Source organism: Sphingobacterium sp. B16(2022) (genome assembly GCF_012030425.1).
In the GTDB taxonomy this organism is placed as follows: Bacteria; Bacteroidota; Bacteroidia; order Sphingobacteriales; family Sphingobacteriaceae; genus Sphingobacterium; species Sphingobacterium anhuiense.
Genome location: NZ_JAAUVN010000001.1, coordinates 1,575,783 through 1,593,262, shown reverse-complemented (window position 1 = coordinate 1,593,262; position 17,480 = coordinate 1,575,783). Strand labels below are relative to the sequence as shown.

Here is a 17,480-nt window from a genome sequence, read left to right as displayed (position 1 = left end):
GAAAATCATGAAAACACCATCCATAAAAAAATACAAATACATTACAATAGCATTACTAGGATTGAGCATAGGTATACAGGGCTGTAGTAAGAGTTTTACTGATCTGACTCCAAAAGGATCAATTACCAATGAAAACTTCTGGAAGACAGAAGCAGATGCGATATTTGCCAGTAATGGTCTTTATGAACATTTCAATGACGATAATATGTTCGGAAGAGGTTTGTTTTGGTTTATCAACGCATCGGACGATATGGTCACTGGACGTACAGATGCAGGATCAGCAGCAGTGCGTAATTTTACTGCTACAGGTGCTGAAAGCCGCATTAATAGTATGTACAAGAAATTTTATCAGATCATACAACGTGCAAATACCATTATCACTAAAGTGCCAGCTATGAGTATTAGCGATAACGTAAAAAAGCATGTGTTAGGACAAGCGTATTTCATGCGAGGTTATGCCTATTTTTATTTGTCACAATATTATGGAGATCAACGTGCCGGTGTTCCGATCGTTACAGATGCAAATATGAATGAAATTAAATTTGTACGACCGACGCATGTAAAAGAGAATTTAGCGCAGATTGAAGGGGATCTTTTAAAGGCAGCAGAGCTATTGCCACTTGTCAACACATATGGAGCAGGTGATTTAGGAAGAGCGCATAAGGACGCTGCTTATGCCTATTTAGCCAAAACAAATTTGCAATGGGCAAGATATGACGAGAGTAAATGGACGCAAGTTGTTAAGTACTGCGATATGGTGACCAACTCAGGATCAGGTCGTAAATTAATTAATACAGGAAAACCAGAAACAGATTTTGCAAGCGTCTTTTACATCGAAAACAATTTTTCATCTGAATATATCTTTTCTGTAGTTTCTAATAAAATTCAGGGTTCCATATTGCCGGCTGTATTATTTGAAAATACAGGTTATGGACTTTATAATGGTTGGGGATATTTTCACCCCACTTTAGAATTGTATAACGCTTTCGAATCAGGTGACAATCGTAAAAAGGCAACCATACTTGAATTTAACGATACATTTACGTTATTCGGATTGGATCGGAAATATTATTCGTCTAATTCTCAAACTGGTTTTCAGTTCAAAAAGTATATGCAACCTTTCCGTTTTCCAAAGGATCAACATTTAAATCCAAGTGGAGATTATCCGACTTCTGATCTAAATATTCCTTTAATCCGTTATGCAGATATTCTTTTGATGAAAGCCGAAGCGCAGATTAAACAAGGGAAATCTGGAGATGTGGAGATTAATTTGGTACGTAACCGCGCAGGGCTCCCTGCAATAAGTGGCGCAACAATGGTTAATTTAAAAAGAGAGCGTCGTTCAGAGTTTGCTGCAGAATATACCGATAGGCATAGTGACTTGGTTCGTTGGGGTGATGCCCAAGCGGCCTATGCACGACCAGCAACCGGAAGGCAACATATTGCTAAAACTGATCCAACTTCTAGCTACACCATAGTACAAGTTTGGCCTGCCCGAACTTTTAATCCTACTATTCATCATGTATGGCCAATTCCGCCATCAGATTTGAGTAATTCTGGGATCAGTCAAAATGAGGGATGGTAAAATTATCCTACAAATAACTTAAATCACAAAGACGGCAGGCTAGAAAGATGCGAAAGAGCGATCAGGTTTGTCGTTTTTTGTCCAATAGAAAGAATGAAAATGAAATTTGCTAAGTTATTATTAATACTGCCATTAGTTGGGATAATGGTCAGACTTGATGCGCAGGAAACACCTACAGCTGTTAATCGTTTTGATAAACTCATGTATAGTACGCATCAACAGCACCATGCACTTCGGGTCCGTGGCCATAGTCATAATGATTATGAACAGGATATTCCCATGTTACGTGCTTATTATGCGGGAATGGAATCCATTGAAGCAGACCTATTTCTACGAGATGATACCTTATATGTTGCGCATGAGGCTAAAGATATCAAAGCAGGACGAACCTTGGAAAATCTATATATAAAGCCTTTGGCAAACTTATTTAAACAAAATAAGCAACATCCCTTTGCTGACAGCAGTAAAAACTTACAGCTGGTTTTAGATCTGAAAGAAGATTTTCAGATTATGATGCCAAAATTAGTAAACCTGTTAGCACCTTATCGTTACCTAGTAGATCCCAAACAAAATAAATATGCTATTCAAATTGTCATCAGTGGCAATATGCCGTCACCTGCTCTCTTTAAAAACTATCCAGACTACATATCCTTTGACGGTAGATTTGAAAACACATACACCAGCCAGCAACTGCAACGGGTAGCTATGATGAGCGATAATTTACGAACCTATACACAATGGAACGGGAAGGGGGTGCCAACGAAGCAAGAGCAAATGAAAATTGAACAGCAAGGAGCAAAGGCACGAAAATGGGGTAAACCATTTCGTCTCTGGGGTGCACCTGAGAGTGTCAATACGTGGATAGTATTAGAAAAAATGGGCGTTACCTGGTTAAATACAGATCATCCTGATGTGCTAAAAGCTTATTTAAATGATTTGGAGAGTTCACGTTTTACGGCAAATAAACCATCCGCTGTTTATCAACCTAATTTTGCAAAAGATGGGAGTAAGGGTACAGTTAGAAATGTGATTCTGTTAATAGGAGACGGTATGGGATTAGGTCATATTCAAGCTGCTATGGTTGCCAACCGTGGTCAGTTGTATATGGCTCAGATGAAACATGTAGGGTTCTCTTTAACAGCATCAGCCAGTCCAGGTAATACAGATTCAGGAGCTGGGGGATCAGCAATTGCTACCGGGCATAAATCATATAACGGTTCGATAAGCGTAGACACATCTGGTAATAGGTTACTGCGATTACCTGAACTATTAGCAAGAGTTGGAAAGGTTAGCGGAATACTATCCACAGGGGATGCCTCGGATGCGACTCCCGCAGCATTTTATGCGTCAAATATAGACCGAAATGCATCCATTGCAATTACAGAAGCGCTCATCGAAAATAAGGATGTTAAAATATTGGCAGGTGAACTACCTGGACCTTATCGGGAGAAAGAAAGAAAAGATGAATTGGAAAAAAAATTAAATCAAGCCGGATATCAAGTTGTTGATAACCTAACCGGATTAAAAAACGCCAAATCAGAGAAAACAGTAGCTTATTTTAATGAACAAGATATGGTAGCTGTCAAAGATGGTAGAGGTACTATTTTAAAAGAATTGCTCGCAACGAGCATCAGTAAACTTCATGGAATGGGAAGTGGATTCTTTATTATGGCCGAGGGGGCTCAGATTGATTATGGTGGCCATGCGCGAGATTTAAACTATGTGGTAACAGAAACTTTGGATTTTGATCAGGCAGTCGGCGAAGCACTTCGTTATGCTGATCAGAATGGTGAGACACTTGTGGTGGTAACAGCAGACCATGAAACTGGCGCATTATCTTTATTAGATGCTGATGTAAAAACAGGCAGTATACAAGCCAGCTTTGCGTCTAATGATCACAGTGCGATGATGGTGCCTGTAATGGCATATGGCCCCGGAGCTCAAAACTTTTTGGGGTATTATCAGAATACCGAACTTTTCAAAAAAATTGCTCAAGTCTTAGGCGCAATACAGCAGTAGTTGAATTATCAAAAATAAGCTTGTATATAATAAACTGGGCATTTCATTCTTATTAAATGCCCGGTTTATTATCTAACAAAATCTGATACTAGTGTAAATTTTTTAAAAATTATCTCTTCATTATGATACCTTCACCATAAGCGTATATTCTTGAGCATTTATCTACATCTTCTGATGATTGTAGAAATAAGATTCCCCCTAAAGAATACAATTTTGCACATCCACCTTCATGTATAGGTGCTGTAAATCATTAAAAATCATATTATATAATAGCTGTTTTTAGTTGTCAATTAAACTTTTGGGTATTAAAGAAGTCAAAACTAATATTTAACAGCACTTATTATAGCCTTGAAAATAAGTGGTATCATTTCGAGTATTTACAATTTGTAAGTGTTAAGTGTAATCCTTACAAAAGAACAGCAGGAACACTCATAATTACTAATAAACAGTATTAAGGATAGTTTGGCTCGATATTTGAATGATATGAAGTAATCAAAACAATATATATATATGATAAAAAGAGAAAGAACAAGAAAATCAAAAATTGAACAAAACCCATACATGTATTACATGACTAACTGGGGTTTTATGGAAACGGAAATCAAAGAAGATCGTCCCGTAACATTGAAAAAAGAAAATGACAAGCTTGAGAAATAATTCTCAACGCTTTTAAAATCACAAATTAGACACTTGCTTTTCCTAACGGGAAGCATTTTGTGTTTATAGACCTTTCCAATCTTTTATTTAATTATTTCAGGTATGTCGACGTCTAGTCAGAGTTGCTCATGTGTCTACATGTAAAAGCCGCTATAAAAATTTATTTATAGCGGCTTTTAATTTTTAGAAAAATTTTGACTATTTCTTTGGCTCTAATCCTTTAGTCAGATCTTTTGCGTGCTTGACTTTTTTATCCAATAATCCGAGCGCAATGACATCAGCCATTTCCGTCACATAGTGAAACTTCATATCTTTGATATAACTCTCTTTGATCTCTTCAATATCTTTTTGATTAGATTTACATAAAATAATCTCTTTGATATTCGCTCGCTTAGCTGCCAAAATCTTCTCCTTAATACCGCCAACAGGAAGAACTTTTCCACGTAAAGTAATCTCACCTGTCATTGCTAAGTTTTCTTTAACCTTACGCTGTGTAAATAGGGAAGTTAATGCCGTCAACATGGTTACACCTGCCGAAGGCCCGTCTTTTGGTGTAGCTCCTGCTGGAACGTGAATATGTACATCCCAATGATCGAAAACGCGGTAATCAATGTCAAATTCTTCAGCATGCGAACGTAGATAAGCCATTGCAATGGAAGCTGATTCCTTCATCACGTCGCCCAAGTTACCTGTTAAGCTCATTTTTCCTTTACCTGGGCTCAAACTTGACTCTATAAACAATATATCGCCACCGACAGAAGTCCAGGCTAACCCTGTAACAACACCAGCAACTTCATTATTTTCATAACTATCTTTATCAAAAATAGGAGCACCTAAAATCTCTACAAGATCCTTATCATTAATATTGACATTGTATTCTTTTTCCATAACAATGCGAGTTGCAATACCACGGACAGTAGAACCTATTTTTTTCTCTAAACCACGTACACCAGATTCGCGCGTATATTCTTCAATTATTTTCTCAATAATTTTAGATTTCAACGAAATATCCTTTGCTGTTAATCCATGTGCTTCACGCTGTTTCGGAATAAGGTGTTTCTTGGCAATTTCAATTTTTTCTTCGATCGTATAACCATTAACTTCAATAATCTCCATACGATCCAAGAGAGCTGGTTGTATATTATTTAAGGAGTTAGCTGTAGCGATAAACATGACCTTAGATAAATCGTACTCCATCTCAACATAATGATCATAGAAACTCGTATTTTGCTCCGGATCTAAAACTTCTAATAGGGCAGAAGATGGATCTCCTTTAAAGTCAGCACTCATCTTATCAATTTCATCCAATACAAATACAGGGTTCGCTGCACCTGCTTTTTTCAAAGATTGAATGATACGACCTGGCATTGCACCAATATACGTCTTTCGGTGACCCCTGATTTCTGCTTCATCACGCACACCACCTAAGGCCATTCTAGTATACTTACGGCCTAATGCTTTTGCAATAGATTTCCCTAATGATGTTTTACCGACTCCCGGAGGGCCTACTAAACATAAAATAGGAGCCTTCATATTGTTTTTCAATTTCAATACGGCCAAATACTCAATAATACGCTGCTTAACTTTATCCAACCCATAATGGTCTTTATCCAGTACTTTTTGTGCTCTATTCAGGTCAAAATTATCTTTTGTAAACTCATTCCAAGGAAGGTCAAGTAATAATTCTAAATAATTGATCTGAACAGAATAATCTGCGGCAGCAGGATTGATCCGTGCTAATTTTTCAATTTCTTTATCGAAATGCTTAGCAACAACTTCATTCCATTTTTTCTTTGATGCTCTTTTTTTCAATTCGATAATCTCTAAATCGGGAGTGTTTCCGCCCAATTCTTCTTGAATCGTCTTTAACTGTTGATTTAAGAAATAATCGCGTTGTTGTTTATCTAAATCTATTCTTACTTTATTTTGAATCTGGTTTTTAAGTTCTAAAATTTGAATTTCAGAAGTTAATAACTCTAATAATAGGCGAGCTTTCTCATCAGCATTTAATAATTCCAATAACTGTTGTTTCTGAATTAAATCAACATTGATATTAGAAGAAATAAAGTTAATAAGGAAAGTCGGACTCTCGATATTCTTAATGGCAATACCTGCCTCGCTTGGTAGGTTCGGCGATAGTTGAATAATTTGAAGAGCCATCTCTTTTAAAGTCGCTATTAAGGCTTTAAATTCCTTAGTCGACTTCGGTTTCTCTTCCTTATATTTCTCAACGTTAGCTTTTAGATAAGGTTCGGTCTGAACAGCTTCAAGCAATTTAAAACGTTGCTTACCTTGTAAAATCACCGTTGTATTACCATCAGGCATCTGTAAAACTTTGATGATATGTGCTACAGTTCCGACTTGATAAAGCTCATCAATAGTAGGATCTTCCATAGACATATCCTTTTGAGCTACAACACCTATTGTTTTATCTCCTTGGTAAGCGTCTTTAACTAATTTGATGGATTTATCCCGACCCACAGTAATTGGAATAACTACTCCAGGAAATAAAACTGTATTGCGTAAAGACAAAATCGATAGTGACTCCGGAATCTCTGCATTGCGCATGTCATCTTCATCTTGTTGACTTAATAATGGAAAGAATTCGGTATCTTCAGATATAATGGGAATCGCCTGATTGAAATCAAATGTTTCGAATTTGCTCATATTATGTTAAGGTATATTAATATTTTTATGTCAGTTTATGACAACATGTCGTAATTCTGATAAAAAGTTATTTTAAATTTGTGAATGTAGGGTATTGCAAGTAAGATGCCAACCTATTATTTGAAAACGAATGGTCCATTAATGCAGTGCTTTAAGAAAAAAAGACAGTCTGACATGTGAATTTTGTCACATTATTCAATTTATTATTGTGTAAATAGGCATAATAATTGTAATATTGAATACGCATTTAGCGTTGTATGTTGAAGTCAAGTAAAACGAAATTTCAACAATACAAACTAAGCGGTTGAATATGAATTAAATACTTTAAATTGAAACGTAATTAAATAAATATGACTCTTAAATCGATTAAATTAGGCTTATTTACTGGTGCATTTGCCTTGATGTCACTTTCATCTTTTGCACAGACAGCAAAACAGGAAGAGCATTCGAATCCAAATGTTCGTTTAGGTCAAAAAGCACTATTGGATGGTGACTTCAAAAAAGCAGCAATTTACTTAGAAAAGTCTTTGCCAGTGGAAAGTAAAGATCCAGATGTATTATATATGTTAGGTTACTCTCAATTTCAGAATGGCGAATTTAAAAAGGCAGCAGAGTCTTTCGGAAAAGTAGTTGCTTTGGACAGTAAAAATGCAAACGGTTACTATTTTAAAGGAAAAGCAAATAATAATTTAGCGACTCAAACATCTACAAAATTGAGCAGTTCTGCTCGTGAAGCATTATTAAAATCTGCGATCGAAGATTATTCTAAAGCGATTGCATTAAATGCAAGTGATGTAAAGCTTTATCAAAATAGAGCGCTAGCTTTCCGTGACTATGGTATTTTAGTTGGAACTTCCGGAGTTGCGAATTACAATAAAGCAGTTGCAACTGATGCTTATAACAACGCAGTAAAAGATTTTGAAAAAGTTTTAACTTTTGATGCTTCTCGTAAAGACATTCAAACAGAAATCAAAAAAGCTAAAATTTACAGAGATAACTTGAAGTAATCTTTCAAAAACAAAAAAACACCATATCTCGATATGGTGTTTTTTTTTGTAATTACTTGAGATGTAGGAGAGGTTTCTAAATTTTAGTGATTCAGAAACTTTCCTATAATTTTATAATGACTTTTTCCCAATATCAGAATATCCTGATTTTTTTCAATTTGATAAATAGAGTCAACATCATACGTCAGTTTTTCTTCACTTGAATATAAGCTATTGTCTACTTTTCTTTCAATGACAACCTGTCTAATCTTACCTTTTAAATCATGCTCCACAGCGAGATACTGAATCGCTAATCCGGGATCTTTGGCCTGATAAATTGTTTTACAATCTTCTTCTCTAAAATTATACAAACTGGCATCAGCATTTTTTGTAATATCAGCAGCTATAAATCCACTGAGTTCATTTTGCCAGTTTGGGATCTTCAAAGATTTCACTTCCTCATCGGAGTCTTTAATGACCGTTTTTTCAACCGTTGGATTCAATTTTGTTAACTTTTCAATTTCAGAATTAAAAAATGAATCCAGAGAAAGAGTTGATCCTTTTACTTGCTTTTGCACCGTTTTGTCGTTTTGACAGGACGATAGTAGGAGCGCACCCCCTATAATTAATAAAGAGAGTGCGTTACCTATACGTTTATTTTTCATATTAGTCTTGAATCAATACCTCGCCATCCATTTCGGCAGGGATCTCAACTTTTAGTAATTTCAATACAGTAGGCGCTATATCACCCAATTTACCATCCTTAATGCTTTTATAATCCTTATCGATCAAAATACATGGAACAAGGTTTGTTGTATGAGCAGTGTTAACTGATCCATCAGCATTGACCATAAATTCGGAATTACCATGATCTGCAATGATGATAAATGAATATCCGTATTGTAAACCCTTTTCAACAACTTGTTTAGTACAATTGTCTACTGTTTCAACCGCTTTTACTACCGCGTCAAATACACCCGTATGTCCGACCATATCTGGGTTTGCAAAATTCAGACAGATAAAATCTGGTTGCGCTTCTTCAATATCTTTTATAATAGCATCAGTAATGCCTTGTGCAGACATTTCTGGCTGTAAATCGTAAGTCGCAACTTTAGGAGAGGGTACCAACAAACGGTGTTCTCCATCAAACTCCTGTTCACGGCCTCCAGAAAAGAAAAATGTGACATGTGGATATTTTTCAGTTTCTGCGATACGTACCTGTGTTTTATGATGAGCCGCTAAAACTTCACCTAAAGTATTATTTAAATTGTCTTTATGGAAGATGACTTTAACATTTTTAAATGTCTCGTCATATGACGTCATCGTAATATAATAAAGATCCAATGGTTTTAGGTCGTACTCTGGAAACGCCTTTTGCGTTAAAGCAATAGTAATCTCGCGTCCTCGGTCTGTTCGGAAATTAAAACAGATTACGACATCTCCATCTTGAATTGTGGCAACAGGTTGATTTGCAGCATTAGTCAAAACAAGCGGTTGCACAAATTCATCTGTAATGTTTTGATTATATGATTCTTGTATAGCGTGTTGTAAATCTTTAGTTTCAGTCCCACTACCATGTACCATCAAATCATACGCAAGTTTTACACGCTCCCATCGGTTGTCGCGGTCCATTGCATAATAACGACCGATTGCTGACGCAAGAGTACCGACAGACTGAGGTAGGAAATCTTGCAATTCTTTCACATAGTTTAATCCAGAATTTGGATCTGTATCGCGTCCGTCAAGAAAAGCATGTATAAATACCTGATCTGAAGTTAAACCAGCATGTTTTGCAGCATCACATAGACCACGTAAATGACTTGTATGTGCATGAACGCCACCGTCGGACAATAAACCGATAAAATGAACCTTCTTATTATTTGCTAAAGCATATTTAAAGGAGTCTTGAATAGTGATGTCCGTATTAAAAATACCATCACGAACAGCTTTATGAATGCGGCCTAATTCTTGATAAACCACACGTCCTGCGCCCAAATTCATATGTCCAACTTCAGAGTTACCCATTTGACCTTCAGGTAAACCAACAGCTTCACCAGAAGCTACTAGTTTTGAATTGGGGTAGTTCGCCTTCAAATAATCCAAGTAAGGAGTATTTGCCGCAAATGCTGCGTCAGATTGATCTTCTTTTCCGTATCCTAATCCGTCTAGGATTAATAGTGCTACTTTTTTTTCCATAATTATATAAGCAAATATAATTTAAAACAACTGATAATTCAAGATTATGAGGAATGTAATGAAGAATTAAAGTTTGTTTAATGTAAAATTTATATAAATTTGGCATTGTTTATGTGAATCATCTACCAAATCACAAAGCTAGTCTTTAACACAATAACTATTGGGTAAGTTCTTGAACTACACAGAGTTTAATTTCTATAATTAATGAAAAAGATCCTATTTTTTATAAGTCTTTTTATGTGTATAACTATGCGCATATCAGCGAATAATATTGACAAGAACAACTTACCAATGAATGAATCTTCTTTATTTATTTCTGATATTAACGATGCTTTAATGCTGCAATTGAAAGCAGGGAATGCCAAAAATATAGCACGGTATTTTGCGACAAATGTAACGTTATCAATCTTAAGTGAGGATGGTCAATATTCTAAATTTCAGGCTGAAATGTTGTTAGAGTCATTTTTCTCTAAAAACAAACCAGGTGCAGTAAAATTAATACAGAAAATTACAAATAAAACCAATTACAGTTATTACGTATATCAACTTACCAGTAATAAAAATCTGTTTCGAGTTTTTGTGAAGATAAGTTCGGCAAAATCTACACAAACTATAGAAGAATTTAGAGTTGAAAAACAGGCTTCTAAATAATAATTCCAAATTATTTTCTTGAATAAAATTTAAATTTCCATCTTCGCTACATATTTTGTGAGGACTCATGATGGAAAAAAAAGAATATATTAAAAAATTCGTTCAACAGGCAATTTTAGAAGATGTCGGAGATGGTGATCATACAACACTTTCAACGATTCCTAAAGACAAAGCTGGAGAGGCTAAATTAATTGTTAAAGAAGAAGGTATACTTGCTGGGGTAGAGATTGCATTAGAAATTATCAATCAAATAGATCCTACACTTGCTCATGAAGTGCTAATTCATGATGGAGCGAGTGTAAAAATTGGTGATATAGCCTTAATCCTGAAAGGAAAAATCCATAGTATCCTAATTGCCGAACGCTTGATCTTAAACGTGATGCAACGCATGAGCGGGATTGCGACAACCACAAGCCGATATGCGAAATTATTAGCCGGAACAAAAACGAAAATATTAGATACGCGCAAAACAACTCCCTTGTTACGTTTGTTAGAGAAAGAAGCGGTAAAGATCGGAGGGGGAACCAATCATCGTTTTGGCTTGTATGACATGATTTTAATTAAAGATAATCATGTTGATTACAGTGGAGGTGTCACGCAGGCTTTAACTCGCGCAAATGCCTACAGAGACACCTTAAATAAGCATATTGAGATTGAAATTGAGGTTAGAAATTTTGAGGAGCTAGCTGAAGTTATTACCTTTGGCAAGGTCGACCGCATCATGTTAGACAATTTTAGTCCCTCAGATGTGAAGAAAGCTGTCGATATTATTGCAGAAAGATTTGTCACTGAGGCTTCTGGAGGAATTACAGAAGACACACTTCAAGCATATGCAGCAGCCGGAGTAGATTTTATCTCGGTTGGAGCATTGACGCATTCTGTAAAAAGTTTGGATTTAAGCTTAAAGGCCAAATTAGTTTAGGATTTAACAATAATTAATGATTTCTATTTATTTAGTAAGTGCAGTAGTACTAGCTTATTTATTTGGTTCAATCCCAACTGCGGTATGGTTTGGACAGGCATTTTATGGCGTTGACGTTAGAGAGTATGGAAGTGGTAATGCCGGTGCAACCAACACCTTTCGCGTTTTGGGCCCAAAAGCAGGTGCTGTGGTGATGTTCGTCGATATCTTTAAAGGGTTCACGTCTACAAATCTAGCTTATTTAATAGAAGCGGGGCAAAGTACCAGTAATGTCCAATTTGTTAACTATCAATTGGCACTTGGTGTTATTGCTGTTTTAGGACATCTATTTCCTGTCTTTGCTGGCTTTAGAGGAGGCAAGGGAGTGGCAACACTCTTTGGCATGATCCTCGCAATTCATGCTCCCGCCGCATTACTTTGCGTTACGGTCTTTATTGTAATCTTGTTGACAACACATTATGTATCATTAAGTTCAATAATGGCAGGTTTTACCTTTCCTTTTAGCATAGCCTTCTTATTTAAAACATCTATTCCTTCAGTTCTATTATATGGCATCGCGATCTGCGCATTGATATTGATTACCCATCAAAAGAATATCGAACGCCTCTTAAAGGGACACGAATCTAAAGTTTATCTTTTCAAGAATAAAAAGAAGAAAATTTAGGCATAGGAATTGCGTTGGGTACAATCTAATGCAGTGTTTAACATTTAAAATATGAAAAAGGTTTTTAAATATACAAGTATGTTCCTGATTGGAGCTACTTTAGCATCCTGCTCGACTGTGCCGATTACTGGACGTAAGCAGTTGAGTTTGGTGAGTGATAGTGAAATTCAGGAACAAGCGGCGTCTTCTTACAAACAATTTTTAAATTCCTCAAAAACAAAAGTAATTACAGGTACAAGTCAGGCAACTTTAGTTAAAAAAGTTGGTAATAAACTGGCGATAGCCGTTAATCAATACCTTACGCAGCAAGGTATAGCAAATCAATTTAATTTCAGTTGGGAGTTTAATTTGGTGCAAAGCGATGAAGTCAATGCATGGTGTATGCCCGGTGGAAAAGTAGCTATATACACAGGTATTCTTCCAGTTACGCAGAATGAAACTGGATTAGCGACAGTAATGGGACATGAAATTGCCCATGCAATAGCACGTCACTCTATGGAGCAGATGTCTCGTCAATATGCTACACAAGCAATTGGTAGTGTTATTGGGGTTGCAACTGCAGGGAGTAGTTATGCCGGGATTATCAATAACGCATACGGTATCGGCGGTCAATTAACGTCATTGAAATACTCGCGTGGGAATGAATCTGAAGCAGATCGTATGGGTTTAGTGATTATGGCAATGGCGGGCTACAATCCTGCTGAAGCTGTTAAATTTTGGGAACGCATGGCAAGTGGCGGGTCTAAAGGGAATCCTGAATTTTTAAGTACTCACCCTAGTGATGCAAGACGTATCAGCGATATTCAAAAATTGCTTCCAGAAGCTTTAAAGTATTATAAAAGATAGTTTCTATATTATATAGAAAAAAAGAGGTTTAATAACCTCTTTTTTTGTGGCTAATCAGCTCGGGTTAATCCAATTCATTGGCTTAATTATTGTTTTGAATTTCTAAACGCAATTAAAACAGATGAAATTATGGGAATGACAGATTTAATCACAGGTGGCCTTGGTAATCAAATGGCTGCAGGATTGTCCAAAAAGCTGGGAATTGACAGCACCAAAGCAACTTGGATATTAGCAATAGCGGTTCCTTTGATCGCGGGAGCAATTAAATATAATCAAAGTAAGGACGACACCAGTCAGGCTAAAGGTTTTGCTGATGCATTAGATACAAAACATAACGGTGAAATATTGGATCATGTCGATGAGGTAATCGAACAGGGACCTACAGAAGACGGCAACAAGATCGTGCAGCACATCTTTGGCAGTAAGACTGAATATGTTGCTTCTGGATTAGCGGAGAAAAGTGGATTTAGTTCGGCTCAGGTTACAGGAGTACTGGCTACCCTGGCACCTATTGTTATGGGTTATTTGGGTAAGGAAAAAGCAAATGCAGCGCAAAATGGAACGAGTAATCCTTTAGGTGATCTTCTGGGAGGCTTTTTAGGTGGCAATACGGGTTCTGGAGGAGGATTAGGGAGTATAATCGGGAATATATTCGGTGCTGATAAAAATGAACCAACAGTCGCAACTACTTCAGGAGGATTGACAGACAAGATCTCCGACTTTTTTGATAAGAATAAAGATGGTAGTGCCATAGATGATATTGTTGGTATGTTTACCAAAAAATAACCAGATGATAAAAAACACTTTGCTGTTCCAATTGTTATTTTATTAAAGATCAAGATACAAGATTATGGAAGATAGAAATAAATATGACTCAGCTACTGTTGCCCTAGAGAAGTTGAAAGAAGCGGGGTATACAATAGATTATAACATTGAATTGGATTCTTTGATTGCAAATCCATCTAATTATAAGATTGATTATATTTATCGATATGAAGGAGATTCGAATCCGGATGACGAAAACACAGTTTATGGAATCACGGAGAAAAACGGTTCAAATAAAGGTGTTTTTGTCATTGGAAATTTATCCTTTGTGGAAGGTGATATAAGAGATGTGATAATAAACCTCGAAATTGCCCATAAAGAGAGCATTTAATGCTGTAAAATAGAAAGAGAGGTGTTGACCTCTCTTTCTATTTATAAAGTATCACAGCGCTTTACAAGTAATGTGTTCTTGTTCTAGCGCTCAAAAGTCATGTAGAATCAGGCTTCCTAAATCCTCATCTTTCACAATTTTAACTGAAACAGGGATGCGCTCCTGTAATTCATCAACATGAGAGATAATTCCTACAATACGATTTTCTTTATGAAGGGCATTTAAAGTTTCAAAAATTAAATTGACAGATTCAGTATCTTGAGTTCCAAATCCTTCATCAATGAAAAAGAAATTCTTTTCATTCTGATTGAGACTACGCGTGCTCTCCGCTAGTGCTAGAGCCAAACATAAAGATGCCTGAAAAAATTGCCCGCCCGATAAAGTCCTTACAGATCGTGATTTACCACCATTTAAATGATCCATTACTTCAAAATCATTTTCACTATTGATGATTAGTTTCAGATGACCTCGAGTTAGTCTTTCAAAACGATGATTGGCGATATGACATAGGTCCTCTAAGTATTGAGTTGAAATGTAATCAACAAAACCATTTCCCTTAAAGAGATTTGATAAAATACTTAAATTCTTATTCCGAAGTGCCAATTTATCGAAAGCAATTTGCAATTCTACTTTCTCAGCGTATCGCTTTTTTGAAATTAGAATTTGATCTTTGAGAGATTGCAATTGACCTATCAGCATTTCTTTGGCTTCTTTTGCCAATTGCAGATCTTGGCTGATTTTTGTAATCTGGGAAATATCAACAGCTTCCTGATTTATTTTCTGCTCTAACTGTACCAGATTGGCCTTAACAATAGCAAAATGCTCTTCAAATCGTTTGATACGTAATTCTTCTTTTTCAAGATCATATTGCTGTTTTAATATTTCTTTTACAGCGTCAAGAGACACGAAATCATGCTGCTGCAACAGTTCTTCAAGCAGCTTCTGCTGCAATGTTATCTTAGATTGCTTATTCTTTAATTGCGTCTCTAACGTATTGCTTGTTGTAGAAAGTGATGCTATAGAAATATTGAATTGATTAATTTCATTTAGCAACCTGCTGTATTCCTGCTCTATATGGTCTATTGATTGAAGTGATTGTGTAATCAATATTTCAATTTCAGATATTTCAAACTGTTCGAATTCCGATAATTTTAATCGTTTAATCAGTTGTTCATGAATACTTGATCGTCCTTCAAGTGTTGATTTAGTAAGAGCAATACTATTCAAACCATTACTGTATTTTTCCTTTTTAATCTTTAGATCATCTAATTCCTTTTGAATTGCTGCTAAAGTCGATTCTGCTAGTGTACAGGCCTGTTCAATGGATTCAGCCTGCAATTTCCATTGATCGAAACTTGTACGATCATTGTGCTGAAAGTTAGTCCACGTGAATTGAGTCAGGTGATGATTAAATTCTATCGTTAGCGTATTCAACTTTTCGACACTTTTATCTATATCCCTTTGCAATGTTATCAGGTTTGCATCTAGTTGGATGAATCGTTGTTGACGCTGTTGAATTTGCAGTATTGTTTCTTGCAGATGAGTTTTCTCAGATTTAAGTTTAACCAATTGCTCAGAAACATCCTCTGTTTGCATAATATGTGGATGGTGCTCTGAACCACATAAAGGACAGGCTTCTCCAGCAGTCAAAGCATGAGAAAAGTTAGCTAACTGCTGTTTTACCTGAATTTTATTTTCATCCGACTGAATTCTTTCCAGTAAAATAGATGCACTCTTCTCATCTTGAGTAAGTTTCTCTCGCCAGGATGTAGGAGTGAGGCTTTCCTTTTCGAATTGAAGTATGATATCCTGATAATCCTTTTGCTTAATTTTTAAATCTGCTTCTAAATCATGTTGCGTTTTAATATATTGCTCTTGTTTTGAATACCAATCATTTATAGTCATTAATAAACTACTTGCAACACGGCTTGCTTTAAGATTGGTAATTTCTTGCTGTTTTTCCTGAACTAACGTTTGTTTATTTAAAATCTGCTGGTCAACACCTTGCAGCACAATCTGTCCATTAGCTAATCGTTCAGCTTCTTTTTTGATATCAACTTGCAGTTTTAAAATATGAACAATATTTCTCATATCCTCAACAGCAATTCTTTTATTATCGAGTTGATTAAAATCCTGCTCTACTATTTTATAGGCACTATTTGCTGTTAACAGTGCTGTATGGACTGCATTTAATTGATGTTTCGTTCGAGCAAAATCTTGTGTTAGCTGGAACTCCTCTGTCTGTAGATCTGCGAGATTATCAAGCGCATGCTTAAAAATACGATCAACTTTTTGAAATAACAGAATCTGTTTCTTTAAATTTTCAATTGTACCTTGTTCGGCACTTAATTGAGTAAAAGCTTGTTTCTGTATAGCTATTTCTTTATGGATCTGTTGAACTTCCAATAATTTTTGATGTTGTTGATCTAATTGTTGATGTGTATTTGTGACTTCTTGGAGCTTCAATTGTTCATTCTCCAATTGTAAAAGCAATTCAGCTATACTTTCCTCTGTGTAATCCTCTAAAGTTTGTACTGCGCCAGAAATATTTTGGAGTTTCAGTTCTGTTTCCTTACTTAGAGAAGCGACTTTATAAAATAGGTCATAATGATCTAAATTAAAAAGTTCCTTCATCATGCCCGAGCGTTCAGCTCCCTTAAGCTCAAGAAACTCTTTAAATTGCCCCTGAGGTACAATAACTGTACGGTTGAAGTTTTTGTAAGATATGCCTAATATAGTTTCAGCATCGGTACTTTCAAGTGGTATTTTTTCATCACTTTCAAAAACATAAGCTTTTCGTACAGGTGTCGTAACTTTTTCAAACTGCTTGCTATTTCTTCGCCAAGATGCTTCAAACGCATACTTTTTGTTTTCTTTTCCAATAAAATGAAACTCAATCCGCAACTGATTGGAATTTAAGTTCATCATATTGTAGGCTCTATTGTTGCTGTTTAAGCGGTTTGTGTTTGCAAATAAGGCAAAAGTAATGGCTTCCAGAATCGTTGATTTTCCAGAACCAACTTTTCCAAAAATCCCGAAAAGACCGGCCGCTGTCAAAGCAGTAAAATCTATTTCTTGTTTTGATTGATAGGAATATAACCCTTCTATGGATAGATATAATGGCAACATAA

Annotated in this window: 14 protein-coding genes; 10 read left to right on the top strand and 4 right to left on the bottom strand. The window is 35.9% G+C overall.

Annotated elements, in window-relative coordinates:
* Positions 1-7 precede the first annotated feature (7 nt).
* The 3 genes from HCX49_RS07075 (at position 8) to HCX49_RS07065 (ending at position 4,261) form a co-directional block, all read left to right on the top strand.
* The gene (locus HCX49_RS07075; RefSeq protein WP_168126613.1) at positions 8-1,585 is read left to right on the top strand and encodes a RagB/SusD family nutrient uptake outer membrane protein; all 1,578 of its coding nucleotides are present in this window, start codon (positions 8-10) and stop codon (positions 1,583-1,585) included.
* Positions 1,586-1,678: 93 nt separating this feature from the next.
* A complete protein-coding gene (locus HCX49_RS07070) occupies positions 1,679-3,604 on the top strand; it encodes an alkaline phosphatase (protein ID WP_206368285.1) in 1,926 nt (641 codons plus the stop codon).
* A gap of 510 nt (positions 3,605-4,114) precedes the next feature.
* Entirely contained in the window at positions 4,115-4,261 is a 147-nt protein-coding gene (locus HCX49_RS07065; protein ID WP_168126611.1) for a hypothetical protein, read from the top strand.
* Positions 4,262-4,459: 198 nt separating this feature from the next.
* On the opposite strand, the gene lon is transcribed toward HCX49_RS07065, so the two are convergent.
* Positions 4,460-6,928, bottom strand: coding sequence for an endopeptidase La (gene lon / locus HCX49_RS07060; protein ID WP_021190219.1), 2,469 nt, complete (start codon positions 6,926-6,928; stop codon positions 4,460-4,462).
* A 350-nt stretch (positions 6,929-7,278) separates the two neighbouring features.
* Here lon and HCX49_RS07055 point away from each other — a divergent pair, with 350 nt between their 5' ends.
* Complete coding sequence (locus HCX49_RS07055; protein WP_232789279.1) at positions 7,279-7,935, top strand: tetratricopeptide repeat protein; 657 nt, start codon at positions 7,279-7,281, stop codon at positions 7,933-7,935.
* Positions 7,936-8,018: 83 nt separating this feature from the next.
* Here the strand turns inward: HCX49_RS07055 and HCX49_RS07050 are convergent, their stop codons facing one another.
* Positions 8,019-8,579, bottom strand: a complete 561-nt coding sequence (locus HCX49_RS07050) for a hypothetical protein (RefSeq protein ID WP_132839758.1) — start codon at positions 8,577-8,579, stop codon at positions 8,019-8,021.
* Position 8,580: 1 nt separating this feature from the next.
* A complete protein-coding gene (gpmI, locus tag HCX49_RS07045; protein WP_132768288.1) occupies positions 8,581-10,113 on the bottom strand; it encodes a 2,3-bisphosphoglycerate-independent phosphoglycerate mutase in 1,533 nt (510 codons plus the stop codon).
* A 246-nt stretch (positions 10,114-10,359) separates the two neighbouring features.
* Here gpmI and HCX49_RS07040 point away from each other — a divergent pair, with 246 nt between their 5' ends.
* The 6 genes from HCX49_RS07040 (at position 10,360) to HCX49_RS07015 (ending at position 14,349) form a co-directional block, all read left to right on the top strand.
* Positions 10,360-10,761 carry a DUF4783 domain-containing protein gene (locus HCX49_RS07040; RefSeq protein ID WP_168126609.1) on the top strand — a complete coding sequence of 134 codons (402 nt, stop codon included), beginning with the start codon at positions 10,360-10,362 and terminating at the stop codon, positions 10,759-10,761.
* A gap of 67 nt (positions 10,762-10,828) precedes the next feature.
* Positions 10,829-11,683 carry a carboxylating nicotinate-nucleotide diphosphorylase gene (nadC, locus tag HCX49_RS07035; RefSeq protein WP_168126608.1) on the top strand — a complete coding sequence of 285 codons (855 nt, stop codon included), beginning with the start codon at positions 10,829-10,831 and terminating at the stop codon, positions 11,681-11,683.
* Between the two features lie 16 nt (positions 11,684-11,699).
* On the top strand, positions 11,700-12,347 hold the full coding sequence (plsY, locus tag HCX49_RS07030; protein WP_132768282.1) for a glycerol-3-phosphate 1-O-acyltransferase PlsY: 648 nt from the start codon (positions 11,700-11,702) through the stop codon (positions 12,345-12,347).
* Positions 12,348-12,398: 51 nt separating this feature from the next.
* Positions 12,399-13,193, top strand: coding sequence for a M48 family metallopeptidase (locus HCX49_RS07025; protein WP_132839761.1), 795 nt, complete (start codon positions 12,399-12,401; stop codon positions 13,191-13,193).
* A gap of 135 nt (positions 13,194-13,328) precedes the next feature.
* Positions 13,329-13,979 (top strand): DUF937 domain-containing protein, encoded by a 651-nt coding sequence (locus tag HCX49_RS07020; RefSeq protein ID WP_237682734.1) that lies wholly within the window; start codon positions 13,329-13,331, stop codon positions 13,977-13,979.
* 64 nt (positions 13,980-14,043) lie between these two features.
* Positions 14,044-14,349, top strand: a complete 306-nt coding sequence (locus HCX49_RS07015) for a hypothetical protein (protein WP_021190213.1) — start codon at positions 14,044-14,046, stop codon at positions 14,347-14,349.
* 90 nt (positions 14,350-14,439) lie between these two features.
* On the opposite strand, the gene HCX49_RS07010 is transcribed toward HCX49_RS07015, so the two are convergent.
* The gene (locus HCX49_RS07010; protein WP_168126606.1) at positions 14,440-17,478 is read right to left on the bottom strand and encodes an AAA family ATPase; all 3,039 of its coding nucleotides are present in this window, start codon (positions 17,476-17,478) and stop codon (positions 14,440-14,442) included.
* Positions 17,479-17,480: the final 2 nt, after the last annotated feature.